The organism is Pseudomonas sp. BE134, from assembly GCF_031456105.1.
Classification (GTDB): domain Bacteria; phylum Pseudomonadota; class Gammaproteobacteria; order Pseudomonadales; family Pseudomonadaceae; genus Aquipseudomonas.
Genome location: NZ_JAVDUA010000015.1, coordinates 105,398 through 120,552 on the forward strand (window position 1 = coordinate 105,398; position 15,155 = coordinate 120,552).

Sequence of the window (15,155 nt, forward strand, 5' to 3'; positions counted from 1 at the left end):
GGCGACGGCAGGGAAGCAGAAAGGTAATGCCTTCCAAGCAACTTGGCTATTGAATGCATCGGCACCTCACAAAGCCGCAGCGTAGCAAGAAAAAAGGCGACCCAAAGGCCGCCCAGTTCCTCCCGGCACGCACCACCACAGCGCTGTCGGGTCGCGATAAAGGTATGCGGGCACACCACATGCAACCGTCTTCCTTTATCGCGCTTTTCCAAGGCTCGGAAGCCTTGGTGTTGCTGCCTCTTCCACCACAGATTTGGCAGCTGTTGCGCCAGGGGTGAGCAACGGATTGCTCGCCCTGGCACGGTGCCGGTATCGATCCCGAAGATCTAGCCGGCGTTTAGGCCTTTCAAGCCACGCGGCAAATGTATCACCACTGCACGCCGCGCGGCACTGGCAACTTACAAGGATTAATGCCATGAGCCGTATCATTCTGAGCTCTCTAGACCGGGCTCAGCGGGAAGTTTTGCCGCTCGATCTTGCGCTTTACCATGCCGCACGGGACTACCCCGGCGGCGCCGCTGCTATCGCCGCCACCACCGGCCGAAATGCGACCACGCTGCAGCACAAGCTGTCCCCAACCCACCCCAGCCATACGGTGAACATTCAAGAGTTCGGCGAGATTCTGGAGCTGACCAAGGATCGTCGCATTCTGGATGCGGTGCATGCATTGGTCGGTGACACGACTTGGCAGGAGCTGGCTGAGGCGTACACCAACGATATGCCCGAGACGCTGACCACCGGAATTGCCGAGTACTTCCGGCAAGTGGCGGATCTGGCGGATACATGGGCCAAGAGCATTGGCGACGGGGTTGTGTCCGATGAGGAACTGGCCGCAATTCGCCTGCAGGTGTTTCGTGGAATTCAGGGACTGTTGGGGTTGTTCAACCGCGCCACGTATGTCAACCAGACGACGCGGGGTGTTGATCGTGGCTGACATCGCGGATTTTGCTAATGACCTGGTGCAAGAGCGTATCGATCAGGCGCTCGCTGCACGCAACGCCGCTAAACCTGCAATGGCGGCGCATTCGTTTCTATTCTGTGAAAACTGCGACAGCCCAATCCCCGAGGGACGGCGTTTAGCTGTTCCTGGCTGCACGCAATGCGTGAGCTGCCAAGAGGTCGAGGAGATCATGGAGGCCATCCATGCTCGATGAAGTGTTGGGGCAATTCGCGGACTACGGCCTTGAGCCTGCGCAGCCGCTGGTGTTTGGCAAGCTGACCCGGTGTAAGACTTCGCAGGACAAGGGCAAGGAAAAGAATGGCTGGTATGTCGTCCATGAACAGCACACGGAGAGAGGCGAGACGCTGATCTTCGGTGCGTTCGGTGACTGGCGTTCAGGCGAGTCTCAGAAGATCAAGGTCAAGGCTGGGCGGATGTCGCCTGAAGAACGCGAAGTTATGCGCGCTCGGCAGGAAGAGGCCAAACGCCGCGCGGCTGAGATATCGGCTAACGCGGCACGTCGTGCCGCGAAGCGTGCAGCGGGTATGTTCAAACGCATGCCAGAGAAGGGCCGTAGCGGCTATCTGGATCGCAAGCAGATTGTGGGGTTCGGTGTTCGATATGCGCCGCGTACCGGTGCGTTTTTGGTGCCGATGAGCAATGTCCGCGATGAGATCGTCGGCTTGCAGGTGGTGTTCCCGACCATTCAAGAAGACACCGGACGGGATAAATCCTACTGGCCCTATGGTATGTCGAAGGAGGGCGCGTTTCACCTGATCGGGCCGCATCCAGATCCGGGTGAGCCGGTGCTGGTGTGTGAGGGATACGCTACCGGCGCAAGTCTGCATATGGCCACGTCACTGACTGTGGCCATTGCGTTTGATGCCGGGAATCTGTTGGTGGTTTGCAAGGCTATGCGCGAGCGGTTTGCCGGCTGTCCGCTGATCATCTGCCGCGATGATGATTGGAAGACCACGAAGCCCAATGGCGATGCCTGGAACCCCGGCGAAGAGAAGGCCAATAACGCGGCGCTGATCGTTGGTGGCCAGGTGGTTGCTCCGATCTTTTCCGGTGAGCGGGGAGCCAAGTGGACCGACTTCAACGACCTGCATGTCGCGGAAGGTTTGGAAGCTGTGCGCCGTCAGGTGTTGGCGGTGGTCAAGCCGCCGGCTGCTGGTGGCTGGAAAGACATGCTGGCCCGCAGTGAAAGCGGCGCGTTGATCGCGCACATGCAAAATGTCGAGTTGATCCTGGCCAATGATGAGCGTTGGGCCGGGGTCATTAGTTACAGTGCCTTCAGTTCGAAGATCGTAAAGCTGCGTGCGGCGCCTTATGGCGGCGGCACGGGCGATTGGGTGGACATTGATGATGTGCGGGTGATGAAGTGGCTCGCGCAGCAGTACAACTTGCGGGTCAAGGCTTCGCATGTGATCGAAGCGGTGAGTGTGGTTGCGCATGACCATGCGTTTCATCCAGTGCGGCAGTACCTGCGCAAGGTGCAGTGGGATCAGGTGCCCCGGCTTGAAAGTTGGCTTACCGATGTCATGGGCGTTAAGGCCACCGATTACACGAGCAAGGTCGGCAAACGCTGGATGTTGTCGGCGGTGGCGCGGGTGATGAAGCCTGGCTGCAAGGCTGACTCGGTGATGATTCTTGAGGGCGCGCAGGGCGCAGGTAAGTCCACCGCGATGAGCATTCTCGGCGGTGAGTGGTTTATGGACACGCCGTTTGCGCTGGGCGACAAGGACGGGTTTCAGGCGATTCGGGGCAAGTGGATCGTCGAGCTGGGCGAGCTGGACAGCTTCAACAAGGCTGAGAGTACGAAGGCCAAGCAGTTTTTTTCGGCGTCCACTGACACTTATCGCGAGAGCTACGGCCGCAGAACGATGGACGTGCCACGCCAGTGTGTTTTCGTGGGCACAACCAACCAAGACGAGTACCTGAAAGATGCCACCGGCAACCGGCGTTACTGGCCGGTCGCGTGTACCAAGGTCGATTTGGAGTTGTTGCGCTCGATGCGTGATCAGCTTTGGGCTGAGGCTGTGTTCTGCTACGACGCGGGCGATCTCTGGTGGGTGACGCTCGATGAGGCTGCAATGTTCGGCGAAGAGCAGGACGAGCGCTTTGTGGTGGATGAATGGGAAGGGCCAATTCTGACCTGGCTGGAAGAGTCGCAGATCGGTGAGACCACCACCGGGAGCGAGGTGCTGGCCAATGCGCTTAAATTGGACTTTGGGCATTGGGGCAAACCTGAGCAAATGCGGGTCGGGGCGATCATGCATCGGCTAGGTTGGCGGCGCGTGCGGTTGCCTGCATTGGTGAAGAGTGGACAGCGGCCTTGGGCTTACAAGAAGCCGACAGGGTGGGGCGGTGCATCGGCATTGCAGCGTGAAGCGTTCGAGGAGCCTTGTTTTGATTAAGGAGATCGATTCGCTGCTTCGGTTGTGGGCGCAGGAGCTGCATTCAGAACATTCGAAAGGAGGGCTGGCTGGGGGAAATATGGTTGCCATGATGATGGAGAGCAACGGGCAACTGATCAGGGGGCGACGTGCTTTCCGCGCGCCGCTGGAGAGTTCGTTGGACATTGAGCTGATCGTGACCAAGCACCTCTCGCCAGAGCTGGTGACGGTGGTGCGGGAGCATTACTGCACGCTCGATGTAGATATGCGCTTGCGGTATGCCCACTGCGGTTGTGGTCGCGACATGTACTACCAGCGCTTGCATGATGCGCATCTGCAGATCTTCGGCGTGATGATGGGGCTGGCTGCGTGACCCCAGGCATCGTTCCGGTTGTGGTTGTCCCACTGGCCCGTCTTGTCTCGCTGCGTTTTGATGCGGTGGGACAGGTGCGGGCCTTGTCGTTGTTGGGTTGTCCCACTGTCCCGCCTAGTAGCGCCTCCCGCTCGTGTGAGCGTAGCGAGCGAGCACTACGCGCTTACGCGCGAACGCGTGTTCATTAAATTTCTTCCTTTACACGAGACAGAAGAAAGATAAGTAGGACAGTGGGGCGATGCCCCGAATTCAGGCGCTCTCAGGTGTCCTACTTCGATTCTGAAAAGTGGGACGTATGGGACACCACCGCAGGAACAGAATGCCGGGGATGTGTATTCGCCGACATTCGCTAGGCGTTCACCCTACGTTGCCCACTTATTCACCGGGTGGCATTAAAACAGGGTTGCTGCCACCGGAATCGACCTGTAAAAAGTAGTCATCTTCGATAGGTGCGACCGCAAAGAGCGGCAGGCACCACACCACCAAACCCGGCCATTGCGCCGGGTTTTTGCGTTTAGGGGTTGGCGATGACAAACGAGCAACAAGCGCTGGCAGAAATGCCGATCTGGTTAGTGATCGTCCTGGCTCTGGTCGGTGGCGTATCGGGGGAGATGTGGCGGGCTGACAAAGATGGGGCGCGGGGCTGGGCCTTGTTGCGCCGCCTCGCGCTTCGGTCCGGGGCCTGCATTGTCTGCGGGGTGTCGGCGATGATGTTGATGATCGCGGCGGGTATGTCGCTCTGGACGGCGGGCGCCTTGGGTTGCCTCACCGCGATGGCGGGCGCGGATGTTGCCATCGGCTTGTACGAACGCTGGGCAGCCAAGCGGCTTGGCGTGTGCGATGTTCCGCCGAATGGCGGCGGGTCAGCCTGAAACCGCCGGGGACCCTGGGGTTATTCGGAGGGTACGGGGTCGGAAACCCGCGGGAAATTGTTAGCGGCAGCGTTGCCAGCTTACTGAAATTCAATCCATTGAAATTGATAGGTTTGCATTGAAAAGCCGTTGAAAAGGAGGGCTTATGACAGAACCAATGTACCTGTCTAAAAGCGCCTTCGCGGCTCGAATCGGCAGGGCGCCCAGTTACATCACCTGGCTGAAAAACAACAACCGCTTGGTGTTGACCGCCGATGGTAAGCAGGTCGATGTCTCAGCCAGCGAAGCATTGATTCGCGATACCGCCGATCCCAGCAAGGCCGCTGTCGCCGATCGCCATCAGCAGGATCGGCTCCAGCGTGACGTGTACAGCCAGTTATCCAGCCATGTCGAGCCGACTTCAACGGCTGCGCCGCCGCCCGCGATTACCCAGGCGGGGCCGCTACCCGATTTCCAGAAAGCCCGGGCACTGCGCGAACATAACCTGGCGCAGCTCGCCGAGATCGAACTGCACAAGGCCAAGGGGTCATTGGTGTCCATGTCGGCGGTTCAGACTGGCGCCTATAACGCCGGTCGCATGCTGCGCGATCAGCTGCTCGGCATGCCACCGCAACTGGCGCCCGAACTGGCGTCCATGACCGACCCGTGGGAAATCGAAAAGCACCTCACGGCGGCGATCCGCCGCTCACTGGAAGATGCCGAGCGCATGTCTTTGGCAGACCTTGAACATGCACTGACCCCGAGTTAAACCCATGCCCACAGAAATCCCTGACGGTGCAGAGGTGTACCGCGAGGCGTATTTCCGTGGGCTACGCCCTGATCCGGATGTCTGGATTGATCAGTGGGCCGATGAGTACATGCGCATCCCGCGTGACACCGGCGCCGCAGAGCCCGGTCAATACCGCACTTCGCGCACACCGTATGCCCGCGAGCCGATGCGTTGCCTGTCACCAGCTCACCCGTGCAAGCGTGTGATTACCATGGTCGCGTCGCAGTTGATGAAAACCCAGATTGGCCTCAACTGGATCGGCGGCTTGATGCACATGGCGCCGTCCAACATCCTGGCGCTGCTGCCGAGCCTCGGTTTGGCCAAACGCGTGTCGTCGCGAATTGGCAAAACAATCAAGGCGACTCCGGTGTTGCGTGAGCGGGTCGCTGCCAACCGCTCGCGCGACTCACGCAACACCATGGACACCAAGGAGTTCGAGGGTGGGACGTTGTACGTCACCACCGCCGGCTCAGCAGCCAACCTGTCGGAGCTCTCGGCGCGCTACGTGTATGGCGACGAGATCGACCGCTGGGAAGTGGACATCGGCGAGGAGGGCGATCCCATCGAGCTGGCGGAAACCCGGGGCAGTACTTTCGGCCGCAACGCCAAGTTCTATTTCTCCAGCTCGCCAACGATCAAGGGTGCCTCCCGCATTTCCGACCTGTTCGACGGCAGCGACCAGCGTCACTACTACGTGTCGTGTCCGAACTGCGGGCATATGCAAACGCTGGAATGGGAGCGCCTACATTACTCCAAGGATTTCAGCTTGGTGCATTACCAGTGCGCCGGCCCCGACTGTGACGTGCTGATCGAGGAGTATCACAAGGGCGAGATGCTGGCCCAGGGTGAATGGCGCTCCCATGCTGAGGGTGATGGCGAGACGGTGGGCTTCCATCTCAACGCGCTGTATTCACCGCTCGGCTGGATGGACTGGAAGTCGCTGGCCAAGCAATTTGAGAAAGCAAAAAAGGCCCAGGCGAAAGGCGATCTTGAGCCCATGCAGGTGTTTTACAACACCCGTTTGGCCAAGGTCTGGGATAGCGCGCAAGAGCAAACCAAAGCCGACGTATTGAGACAGCGTGCGCGGTTGGAGTGCTTCACCCTCGGCTCGCTACCGGCAGCGGTGCTAATGATCACTGGCTCCGTCGACGTTCAGGCCAACCGCTTGGAATTTATGGCGATGGGCTGGGGCGTCGGCATGGAGCGCTGGGTCGTCGATTACCAGGTGGTCTCGGGCGACCCCGCCGACGAACGCACGTGGGCGGCGCTGGATGAATTGCTCAAGGCCAAGTACCGCCATCCGTGCGGTGTAGGCCTCGGCATTCTTGCGGTGGCCGTCGACTCCGGCGGCCATCACACCGACGAGGTCTACCAGTTCTGCCGTGTGCGCCGTTGGCGCAACGTATTCGCCATCAAGGGCGCGAGCAAGCCTGGTAAACCGGTGATCGCTCAACGTCCCTCCATGGTCGATGTGACATGGAAGGGCCAGACCGAACGCAATGGGGCCGAACTGTGGTTCGTCGGTACCGACACGGCCAAGGACTGGATCTACAACCGCTATCCATTCGAAGCCGGCCCAGGTGCACTGCACTTTGCCTGCGACCTACCGGACGATTTCTTCGACCAATGCGTCGCCGAGCGCAAAGTCGCCCGTTACGTGCGTGGTCACAAGCGTATTGAGTGGGTCAAGGGCAAGGCTGAGCGCAACGAAGCGTTGGACCTGATGGTGTATTGCCTGGCGATGGCGCACTACCTCGGGCTCAACCGCTACAAGGAACACGACTGGGAGCGGGTGCGTCAGTCACTGGCGCAGTCGGGACTCTTTGACGAAGCGCTGGGCATCAAGCCTGTTCAAGGTGAACGCATCACCGGGCAAGCAACACCAGCAGCTGCAGCACAACCAGCTTCGCCACCCGTTGCTCCGATCGTGCAATCGCGACCCGCAGCACCGCCATCTCAACGCCGCAGCTCCAGCAGCGGTTACCTGAAGAGACGCTGATATGTCCTTTACCCAAAAGCACCTCGACGCAGTTGAGGCGGCCATCGCGCGCGGTGAAAAAGTCGTGCGCTACTCCGACCGTACCGTGGAGTACCGTACTGTCGACGAGCTGCTCAAGGCTCGCGAAGAAATCCGTACCTCGCTGATCAGCGCAGCTGGACCACGTTCTCGGGTGGTTCGGCTGTACCACGGAGGCAAGGGAATCTAATGGCCCGCCACTATCCGACGCTCACCCGTAACGGATTCGTGTTGCCGTCGAACATCAAAGCCAGTTACGAAGGCGCCGGGGAGGGGCGTCGCTCCACTGGCTGGGATGCGCCGGACAACGGAATCAACAGCATCAACACCCCGGCGTTGCGTAACCTGCGTTCGCGCTCGCGGGCAGCGGTCCGTAATGATCCATACGCTTACAACGTGATCGATAAGCGCGTCAGTAATTTGATCGGCACCGGCATCACACCTCGGCCAAAAACAGACGATGAAGTCCTGCGCCGATTGCTGCAGGAACTCTGGGACGACTGGGTCGATGAGTCGGATGCCGATGAACGCACCGACTTCTACGGCCAGCAGGCGCTGGTGGCCCGGACGGTTGAGACCTCGGGCGAATGCTTCGTGCGACTTCGACCGCGCGGTCTGGATGAAGGGCTCGCGGTACCGTTGCAGCTACAGATTCTGGCCCCCGAGTTTGTGCCACACGACAAGTTCGAAACCACCAAAACCGGCAACATGATTCGCGCTGGTATCGAATTCACCCCAGGCGGCAAACGCGTGGCGTACTGGATGTACCTGTCGCATCCCCGAGATGCCTCATCGCTGAACGCTGGCTACAACCAGTTGGTACGGGTGCCCGCCGCCCAGGTGCTGCATATCTTCGAGCCAGTCGAGCCCGGACAACTGCGTGGCGTGCCGCGCTTGTCGCCGGTGCTTAAACGCCTGCGCAGTCTCGACAACTACGACGACGCGGTGTTGTTTCGGCAGGAAGTGGCCAACCTGTTTGCCGGCTTCATCAGTCGACCGGCGCCGGACTCGGGTCCGGTGCCTAGAGATCCAGTTACCGGCCAGCCTCTCAGTTTGGATCGCGATGGCTTTACGCCGATGGTTGCGCTGGAGCCCGGCACCATGCAGGAGCTGGGGCCGGGTGAAGAGGTTGAATTCTCCAAGCCGCCGGACGCTGGCAACAACTATCCCGACTTCATGCGGCAGCAACTGATGGCGGCCGCAGCGGGTACGGGTACGCCGTACGAAATCCTCACCGGCGACATGCGCGAGGTCAACGATCGAGCACTGCGGGTCGTTCTCAACGAGTTTCGCCGCCGCCTGGAACAACTGCAATTCAGCGTTTACGTGCACCAATTCTGCCGCCCAGTGCGGGCGGCCTGGATGGACATGGCAGTGTTGTCCGGTGTGCTGGTGCTGGACGACTACGCCCAGCGACGCCGTCATTACCTGCGTACCCGTTGGGTTCCGCAAGGCTGGGCCTACATTCAGCCTGTGCAGGACGTTCAGGCGCGTCGCATGGAAGTGCAGGCCGGTTTCGCCTCGCGTAGCGAGATGGTCCTGCGCACCGGCTATGACGCCGAAACGGTCGATGCGGAAAACGCCGCCGACTTGGCCCGGGCCACAGCCCTTGGTCTGAATTACACCACCCTCGACGCGTTCGTCCCCCTCGACGACAAGGAGCAACCATGAGCAAGAAAACGCGACCACGCGTTTATAACCGGGCGGGCAAGCGCGTGCCGGTGCAGGACGATACCTGGTACACGGTGCAAGCCAGCGGTGACGCTGCTGAGCGAGTGATCGAGGTCTTCGTCTATGGCGAGATTGGCGGTTGGGGTATCACTGCCAATCAGTTCGTGCAGGATCTGCACGCGCTGGACGACGGCGTTTCGCCCGTGATCGCCGCCTTCAACAGCATCGGCGGTGACCTGTTCGACGGGTTGGCCATGCACAACGCATTGTCGCGGTTGGGTGAGCGCTGTACCGGTCGAGTTGATGCGCTGGCGGCGAGCGCGGCCAGCGTGGCGGTGTGCGGCGCGCACCGGGTGGTGATCGCGTCCAATGCCATGCTGATGATTCACAACCCTTGGACCTACGCGGCGGGGGATGCCGAAGACTTCCGCAAGGTGGCCGACGTCCTCGATCAGACGATGGAAGCGATCATTGCGGCCTACAAGGCCAAGGCGCCGGACATCGATGAGGAGGAGTTGCGACGTCTGGTTGCCGCTGAAACCTGGTTGACCGCCAGTGAAGCGGTGGCCTTGGGATTGGCTGATGAAATCGGTGACGGTGTCACGGTGAAGGCTTGTCTCGGTCATGGTGCCGTGTTGCAGCGTTACCAGCACGCACCGGCCGAATTGCTGGCTCAGCTCGACGAACCGCCAGAACCTGATCCGGATCTGCCGGCCAATGATCCGCCCCCTACACCACCTGTGATCGATTCGGCCAAGCTGGCCCTGATGATCACTCAGCGCTGTGCCGAGGCCGGCATCAACAACCTGATCGAGCCGCTGCTCAGCTCCACGAAGCTGGAAAGCGAAGCGATCGTTCAAGCCGGTCTGACCCGTGCCAAGGCCGTGAATGACCTTTGTGTTGCTGCACGGCTGCCGGAGTTCAGTGCTGAGTATGTATCCGCTGGGCTGGACGTCGCGGCGGTGCGGGCGCGGTTGTTCGACAAGATCGTCACCAGCGGCAAAGGTTTCGAAATTGATAACAGCTTGCCGCTGAACGATGACCCCGCACCACAGGTGCAGGCCAAACAACCTGATCCAACTTCGATCTGGGCCGCTCGACAAGCTGCTCAATCTGGAACTGCGCATGGCGCGAAAGGAGCAAGAGCATGACCATCAAAAAAGAACCGATCCACGCCGGTGAGTTTCTGCTGTCCGAAGGGGCGGGGAACATCTCGCGTGAAGCGATCAACGTCGCCGCCGGTCCTGCGTTGGACCCGGGTCAGATCCTCGGCCTGGTAACGGCCACGGGTGAGTTCGCACCGTACGCTCCTGCCGCCGAAGACGGCAGCGAGACGGCCGTCGCCATTCTCTTCGGTCCGCTGGGTGAGTCGGATGTAGTACGTCGAGGGCGTGCGGTTGTGCGCTTGGCGGAAGTCAGCGAAGCGCATCTGACCGGGTTGGATCTGGACGCTGAAAAAACGCTGGCCACTCGTTTTCTGATCGTTCGCTAAGTCGATCACCCAAGTTCATGCACCCCGCTTATGCGGGGTTTTTCATTTCTGGAGATAACCCATGGCCGAGATCGCCATTTTTGACGACGAAGCATTTACCGTTACCGCACTCACCGCTGCACTCAATGATCAACCCTACCTGCCGGGTCGCATCAGTGCTTTGGGCCTGTTCCGCGAGGAAGGCATCACCACCCTGACCGTACAGATCGAAAAGGACGGCGACACCCTGGCACTCGTGCCTGCTGGTGAACGGGGTGGTTCTGGTCTGGTCGTCGCGGCCAGCAAGCGCAACCTGATCCCGTTCAACACTGTTCACCTGCCAGAGCGCTTCACCATCAAGGCCGACGAGATCCAGGGCATTCGTGCCTTCGGTACTCGAACCGAGCTGCAGGCGGTGCAGGACGTGGTCAATGCCCGCCTGGCCAAAGCGCGCCGTCAGTTGGATGCGACGCATGAATTCCAACGCTTGGGCGCGCTCAACGGTTTGATCCTCGATGCCGATGGTTCGACCGTGCTGTTGGACCTTTACGATCGCTTCGGTGTGCAGCGTCAAAAGTTGCCCATGGGCTTGGCGGATCCGAGCACCGAACTGCGGGTTAAATGCGGCGAAGCATTGGACATGCAAGAAGATGCGCTCGGCAGTGTGACCAGCACCAGTTCCCGTGCCTTCTGCGGCAAAAATTTCTGGAACAAGCTCATCGTTCATAAGTCGGTCAAGGAAACCTACCTGAACAGCCAACAAGCGGCGGCGTTGCGCGGTGATGCCCGTGAAAGCTTCGAGTTCGGCGGCATTATCTGGGAGCGCTACCGTGGCAAGGTGGCCGGCGTTTCGTTTGTCCACGACGACAAGGCGCTGCTGATCCCCGAAGGTGTGCCCGATCTGTACATCTCGGTGTTCGCCCCGGCCGACTACATGGAAACGGTCAACACCCAGGGCATTCCTTACTACAGCATGATCGAGCCACTGCCGTTCAACAAAGGCATGGCCGGTGAAGCGCAGTCCAACCCGTTGCACCTGTGCACGCGACCTCGTGCGCAGATCCTGCTGGAACTCTGACCATGGCCTTTCGCGACCTGATCACCGAGGTCGACGAAGTTGTATTCGAAACGCTGGGCGATAGCGCTCGCATCGAAGGACGCGAGGAGCCCGTCCTCGGTATGTTCGCTGCCCCCTGGCTACAGCCGAAATTCGGCAAGCTCAACACCGGGTTGCGCGAGCCTCGTTTTGAGATCCGGGTCAGCGATTCCCACGGCCTGAAGCAGGGCATGTTGGTCAGCGTCGATCTACCTGCCCTGGATGGCGGGGGCGATTATGACCTGCTGCAGCTGGAGCCCGGCGGTGACGGTTTGGTCGCTTTGATCCTGAGGATGCGTGCATGAGCGTGGGTAGCTATTACAAGTCCTCAGCCAGTGGTGGGATGGTCACCATCCAGTCTTCGTCGGCGGATCTGCAAGCGTTTCAGGACTTTGCCAAGGTCGTGCCCAAAGCGGCGGCCGCCGCACATCGTCGAGCGATCAATAAGACACTCGGCTGGTTGCGCACGCACATCGCCCGAGCGGTCAGTCGACAGGAGCGCATCGCTGTCGCGGCGGTGCGGCAGCGTTTGCGCAGCTACCCGGTCACCGGTGGGGCCATGAGTGGCAAGTTGTGGTTTGGCTTGAACGCGATCGAGTCCAGCCGGATCGGCGGAGCGCGGCAGACTACTAGTGGTGTGTCAGTGGCTGGGCGTCGTTACCAAGGCGCGTTCCTCAAGCAGGTCTACGGCAATAAACCTGATATCTGGATCCGCACGGCGAGCAAGCATTTCGATGCCGGCGACTATCCGGACACGACGGTGTCATCAGCACGCGGGCCGAGCTCAGGTTGGGTCGCTGAAAATGGCAGCCGGTTTCCACTTGCGAAGGCCAAGGTGTCCCTAGAGCAGGCGCGACCCCATTTCGAAAGCTGGGTACGCAAAGCGGATGAGCGCCTGCTGCAGATCCTGCAGCAGGAATTCAATTTTGAGTTGCAAAAGTACCTGAGGGGTAAGTGACGTGCCGGAAGAGCCTTTTAGCCTGGATCAACTTTATCGAGCCATTGAGCAACAATTGCTGGTGGGGTTGCCGGGTCTGCGTGCGGTGACAGCCTGGCCGAAAATTGAAGAGCGTGTGGCGCTGCCGGCGGTGTTTCTGGAAGTGGCCGAGATTGAGCCGGGCGTCGACATCGGCACCGGGGAAACGAGCCTGGTGTGCAGGTTCGAAGCGCGCATCGTCGTTGATCCAATCACGAAGCAGCATCATCAGCAAGCGGTCCAACTGGCCACCCAGTTGGCGGTGATTTTGCGTGCGCAGACTTGGGGTTTGGAAGTCGAACCGGCTGAGTTCATACAGGCGGGGCAGGACTGGACTCGCCCAGAGCTGGATGGTTACACCATTTGGTTGGTGGAGTGGAACCAGCAGATTTATCTCGGCCCGCAGCAATGGCCATGGCCAGATGAGCAACCGGGCTCACTGTGGTTCGGTTTCAACCAAGATACCAAAGAGCAGTTTTTCCCTGCGGATGACGTGCCATGAGTTATGCCAGTGCCGAGCATGACCGCATGATTGCCGCCATGTTGATGCCTTGCGTGGTGGTGGGTGTGGATTTGGCGGCAGCCGCTGTTCGGGTGCAGTCCGGTGATTGGGTCAGCGCATGGGTGCGCTGGCACAGTCTGGCCGCAGGCAAGGCCCGTCACTGGCGGGCTCCGAGCCTGAACGAACAAGGGGTGCTGTTCAACCCTAGTGGTCAAGCCGGCATGGGCACGTTCATTCCTGGGCTCTACGGTGATGCGGGTGGCCAGCCGGATAACCGCGATCATGTGGAGGTCTGGCGTTTCGAGGATGGCGGTTCGCTGGTCTACGACTGGGCGGCCAAGAGCTACAGCATCACGCTGCCCACCGGGACGGTGACCATTAAGGTCGGCGCGACCGAAGCCGTGGTGAATGACAGCGCCGTTAACGTGACGGCCGGAAACATCACGTTGACGGCGGCGGTGATGATCGAGGGCGCATTACACGTCACGAAGGGCATTACCAGTGCTGGCGCGATCCTCGACGTTGCGGGTAACAGCAACCACCACACGCATTAATTCACTTTGCCAACGGCCCGCCATGTGCGGGCTTTTTTACGCCTGGAGCAAACATATGGCCAAGATCGATGCGCCTATAAATGACCCGCAAACGAGCCACGAGCCGGTGCAGTTACATGTCTCGGCACTCGTTTCAACGCAGATGAAATTTCGCGACAAGCTCTACACCTCACGCCAGCTGATCCTGCCTGAAACCCAGCGCGGTCTGCCGGTGATCGGGGGCGTGGTCGAGGTGCCGACCTCCGACACCGACGCCATCAAGTTCCTGAAGGCCCATGACGAATTCGAACTGCTGAGGGAGTAATCCAGATGATCGGAATGGATCGCCAGACCGGCCAGCCCATTTCCGGCATCGCGCATTTACGGCAGTGCATCGGCGACATTTTGGGCACGCCATTGGGCAGTCGTCGGCATCGGCCGGAGTTCGGCAGCACGCTGCGGCGCTTTGTCGACCTGCCTGTCAATGAGGGCTGGAAAAGCTCCGTACAAGCGGAGGCTGCCAGGGCCTTGGGTCGTTGGGAACCGCGCTTGAAGCTGGACCAGGTGCGGGTCATTTCGGTGATCGGCGGGCAAATCAATCTGAAAATAGTCGGCAAGTACCAAGGCGACGGCATCATGTTGGAGGTGGGCATATGAGCATCGTGGATCTGTCATCGCTTCCCGCGCCAAACGTGCTGGAACCACTGAATTTCGAAGCGGCGTATGAGGAAGGTCTGGGGGTCTTTCGCGGGCACATGGGCGACAACTGGAGCGCGCCGCTGGAAAGTGATCCGGTGGTCAAGCTGCTGGAAGTGGCGGCCTATAACAAGATTGGCAACCGTGCCCGGGTCAACGATGCGGCCAAGGCGCAGCTATTGGCGTACGCCATGGGCTCCGATCTTGATCACCTAGGGGGTAACGTCAATTGTCCGCGCCTGATCATTCAAGCCGAGGATCTGTTGGCGGTGCCGCCACTGGCGGAAATCAAGGAACAGGACGACCCATACCGCGAACGCATTCAGTTGACCTACGAAGGCCTGACCACGGCCGGGCCGCGTGCCAGCTACATCTTGCATGCGCGCAATGCCTCGGGCCTGGTGGCCGACGCCACGGCGGAAAGCCCGGCACCGTGTCACGTCACGGTCACGGTGTTGAGCACCGAAGGGGACGGCCATGCGGGGCCTGAGCTGTTGGCCACGGTCAAGGCGGCGCTGAATGACGAGGACGTCAGACCGGTTGCCGATCGCGTGACGGTGCAGAGTGCGCAGATTATCAATTTTCGCATTGACGCCATTTTGCACATGACTGGCGCCGGCCCGGAGGCGGATGCCAGTTTGGCCGAGGCGCAAAGCCGGCTCGCCAAATGGATCAATCCTCGCAAGCGCCTGGGGGTGGAGGTGGCGCGTTCGGCGGTGGATGCCCAGTTGCACATTGCCGGTGTGTCCCGGGTCGAGCTGACCGGCTGGGTCGACTTGGCGCCGACCAAGGCGCAAGCGGCGTTCTGTACCGGCTTCACCGTGATCGCGGCGGACTGAC

19 protein-coding genes are annotated in these 15,155 nt (G+C 60.3%); all 19 read left to right on the forward strand.

The genetic code is table 11. The features are described 5' to 3' along the window. Window positions 1-415 precede the first annotated feature (415 nt). Window positions 416-934, forward strand: coding sequence for a phage regulatory CII family protein (locus tag J2Y56_RS14485; RefSeq protein ID WP_177413691.1), 519 nt, complete (start codon window positions 416-418; stop codon window positions 932-934). Next, window positions 927-1,154 carry a TraR/DksA family transcriptional regulator gene (locus tag J2Y56_RS14490; RefSeq protein ID WP_310350874.1) on the forward strand — a complete coding sequence of 76 codons (228 nt, stop codon included), beginning with the start codon at window positions 927-929 and terminating at the stop codon, window positions 1,152-1,154. Before J2Y56_RS14485 ends, J2Y56_RS14490 begins: the two co-directional genes overlap by 8 nt. Continuing rightward, window positions 1,144-3,360 carry a VapE domain-containing protein gene (locus J2Y56_RS14495; RefSeq protein WP_310350876.1) on the forward strand — a complete coding sequence of 739 codons (2,217 nt, stop codon included), beginning with the start codon at window positions 1,144-1,146 and terminating at the stop codon, window positions 3,358-3,360. Before J2Y56_RS14490 ends, J2Y56_RS14495 begins: the two co-directional genes overlap by 11 nt. Continuing rightward, window positions 3,353-3,712, forward strand: a complete 360-nt coding sequence (locus J2Y56_RS14500) for a hypothetical protein (protein ID WP_310350878.1) — start codon at window positions 3,353-3,355, stop codon at window positions 3,710-3,712. Before J2Y56_RS14495 ends, J2Y56_RS14500 begins: the two co-directional genes overlap by 8 nt. A 527-nt stretch (window positions 3,713-4,239) precedes the next feature. Beyond that, window positions 4,240-4,584, forward strand: a complete 345-nt coding sequence (locus J2Y56_RS14505) for a phage holin family protein (RefSeq protein WP_310350880.1) — start codon at window positions 4,240-4,242, stop codon at window positions 4,582-4,584. Between the two features lie 145 nt (window positions 4,585-4,729). After that, a complete protein-coding gene (locus J2Y56_RS14510) occupies window positions 4,730-5,332 on the forward strand; it encodes a terminase small subunit (RefSeq protein ID WP_310350882.1) in 603 nt (200 codons plus the stop codon). A 4-nt stretch (window positions 5,333-5,336) separates the two neighbouring features. Then, window positions 5,337-7,352: a phage terminase large subunit family protein gene (locus tag J2Y56_RS14515; protein WP_310350884.1), complete on the forward strand. Its 2,016-nt coding sequence runs from the start codon at window positions 5,337-5,339 to the stop codon at window positions 7,350-7,352. 1 nt (window position 7,353) lies between these two features. Further along, entirely contained in the window at window positions 7,354-7,560 is a 207-nt protein-coding gene (locus J2Y56_RS14520; RefSeq protein ID WP_310350886.1) for a phage head-tail joining protein, read from the forward strand. Then, the gene (locus J2Y56_RS14525; RefSeq protein ID WP_310350887.1) at window positions 7,560-9,041 is read left to right on the forward strand and encodes a phage portal protein; all 1,482 of its coding nucleotides are present in this window, start codon (window positions 7,560-7,562) and stop codon (window positions 9,039-9,041) included. The genes J2Y56_RS14520 and J2Y56_RS14525 overlap by 1 nt, the downstream gene beginning before the upstream one ends. Further along, the gene (locus tag J2Y56_RS14530) at window positions 9,038-10,192 is read left to right on the forward strand and encodes a head maturation protease, ClpP-related (protein ID WP_310350890.1); all 1,155 of its coding nucleotides are present in this window, start codon (window positions 9,038-9,040) and stop codon (window positions 10,190-10,192) included. Before J2Y56_RS14525 ends, J2Y56_RS14530 begins: the two co-directional genes overlap by 4 nt. After that, entirely contained in the window at window positions 10,189-10,533 is a 345-nt protein-coding gene (locus tag J2Y56_RS14535; protein WP_310350894.1) for a head decoration protein, read from the forward strand. The genes J2Y56_RS14530 and J2Y56_RS14535 overlap by 4 nt, the downstream gene beginning before the upstream one ends. 61 nt (window positions 10,534-10,594) lie before the next feature. Then, window positions 10,595-11,590: a major capsid protein gene (locus J2Y56_RS14540; protein WP_310350897.1), complete on the forward strand. Its 996-nt coding sequence runs from the start codon at window positions 10,595-10,597 to the stop codon at window positions 11,588-11,590. Window positions 11,591-11,592: 2 nt separating this feature from the next. Next, window positions 11,593-11,913: a hypothetical protein gene (locus J2Y56_RS14545; RefSeq protein WP_310350898.1), complete on the forward strand. Its 321-nt coding sequence runs from the start codon at window positions 11,593-11,595 to the stop codon at window positions 11,911-11,913. Continuing rightward, entirely contained in the window at window positions 11,910-12,566 is a 657-nt protein-coding gene (locus J2Y56_RS14550) for a hypothetical protein (protein WP_310350901.1), read from the forward strand. The genes J2Y56_RS14545 and J2Y56_RS14550 overlap by 4 nt, the downstream gene beginning before the upstream one ends. 1 nt (window position 12,567) lies before the next feature. Further along, window positions 12,568-13,086: a hypothetical protein gene (locus tag J2Y56_RS14555; RefSeq protein WP_310350903.1), complete on the forward strand. Its 519-nt coding sequence runs from the start codon at window positions 12,568-12,570 to the stop codon at window positions 13,084-13,086. Continuing rightward, window positions 13,083-13,640 (forward strand): phage baseplate assembly protein V, encoded by a 558-nt coding sequence (locus J2Y56_RS14560; RefSeq protein ID WP_310350905.1) that lies wholly within the window; start codon window positions 13,083-13,085, stop codon window positions 13,638-13,640. Before J2Y56_RS14555 ends, J2Y56_RS14560 begins: the two co-directional genes overlap by 4 nt. A gap of 55 nt (window positions 13,641-13,695) precedes the next feature. After that, window positions 13,696-13,944 carry a hypothetical protein gene (locus J2Y56_RS14565; protein ID WP_310350906.1) on the forward strand — a complete coding sequence of 83 codons (249 nt, stop codon included), beginning with the start codon at window positions 13,696-13,698 and terminating at the stop codon, window positions 13,942-13,944. A gap of 5 nt (window positions 13,945-13,949) precedes the next feature. After that, window positions 13,950-14,276 (forward strand): GPW/gp25 family protein, encoded by a 327-nt coding sequence (locus J2Y56_RS14570; RefSeq protein WP_310350908.1) that lies wholly within the window; start codon window positions 13,950-13,952, stop codon window positions 14,274-14,276. Next, a complete protein-coding gene (locus J2Y56_RS14575) occupies window positions 14,273-15,154 on the forward strand; it encodes a baseplate J/gp47 family protein (RefSeq protein WP_310350909.1) in 882 nt (293 codons plus the stop codon). The genes J2Y56_RS14570 and J2Y56_RS14575 overlap by 4 nt, the downstream gene beginning before the upstream one ends. The last annotated feature ends 1 nt before the right edge of the window (window position 15,155 follow it).

What these genes read in the sequence shown, in the direction of transcription:
- J2Y56_RS14535 (WP_310350894.1), top strand. Translation starts at nt 10,189, where the DNA reads ATGACCATCAAAAAAGAACCGATCCACGCCGGTGAGTTTCTGCTGTCC.
- J2Y56_RS14505 (WP_310350880.1), top strand. Translation starts at nt 4,240, where the DNA reads ATGACAAACGAGCAACAAGCGCTGGCAGAAATGCCGATCTGGTTAGTG.
- J2Y56_RS14485 (WP_177413691.1), top strand. Translation starts at nt 416, where the DNA reads ATGAGCCGTATCATTCTGAGCTCTCTAGACCGGGCTCAGCGGGAAGTT.
- J2Y56_RS14575 (WP_310350909.1), top strand. Translation starts at nt 14,273, where the DNA reads ATGAGCATCGTGGATCTGTCATCGCTTCCCGCGCCAAACGTGCTGGAA.
- J2Y56_RS14570 (WP_310350908.1), top strand. Translation starts at nt 13,950, where the DNA reads ATGATCGGAATGGATCGCCAGACCGGCCAGCCCATTTCCGGCATCGCG.
- J2Y56_RS14510 (WP_310350882.1), top strand. Translation starts at nt 4,730, where the DNA reads ATGACAGAACCAATGTACCTGTCTAAAAGCGCCTTCGCGGCTCGAATC.
- J2Y56_RS14520 (WP_310350886.1), top strand. Translation starts at nt 7,354, where the DNA reads ATGTCCTTTACCCAAAAGCACCTCGACGCAGTTGAGGCGGCCATCGCG.
- J2Y56_RS14560 (WP_310350905.1), top strand. Translation starts at nt 13,083, where the DNA reads ATGAGTTATGCCAGTGCCGAGCATGACCGCATGATTGCCGCCATGTTG.
- J2Y56_RS14515 (WP_310350884.1), top strand. Translation starts at nt 5,337, where the DNA reads ATGCCCACAGAAATCCCTGACGGTGCAGAGGTGTACCGCGAGGCGTAT.
- J2Y56_RS14495 (WP_310350876.1), top strand. Translation starts at nt 1,144, where the DNA reads ATGCTCGATGAAGTGTTGGGGCAATTCGCGGACTACGGCCTTGAGCCT.
- J2Y56_RS14545 (WP_310350898.1), top strand. Translation starts at nt 11,593, where the DNA reads ATGGCCTTTCGCGACCTGATCACCGAGGTCGACGAAGTTGTATTCGAA.
- J2Y56_RS14540 (WP_310350897.1), top strand. Translation starts at nt 10,595, where the DNA reads ATGGCCGAGATCGCCATTTTTGACGACGAAGCATTTACCGTTACCGCA.
- J2Y56_RS14525 (WP_310350887.1), top strand. Translation starts at nt 7,560, where the DNA reads ATGGCCCGCCACTATCCGACGCTCACCCGTAACGGATTCGTGTTGCCG.
- J2Y56_RS14530 (WP_310350890.1), top strand. Translation starts at nt 9,038, where the DNA reads ATGAGCAAGAAAACGCGACCACGCGTTTATAACCGGGCGGGCAAGCGC.
- J2Y56_RS14565 (WP_310350906.1), top strand. Translation starts at nt 13,696, where the DNA reads ATGGCCAAGATCGATGCGCCTATAAATGACCCGCAAACGAGCCACGAG.
- J2Y56_RS14550 (WP_310350901.1), top strand. Translation starts at nt 11,910, where the DNA reads ATGAGCGTGGGTAGCTATTACAAGTCCTCAGCCAGTGGTGGGATGGTC.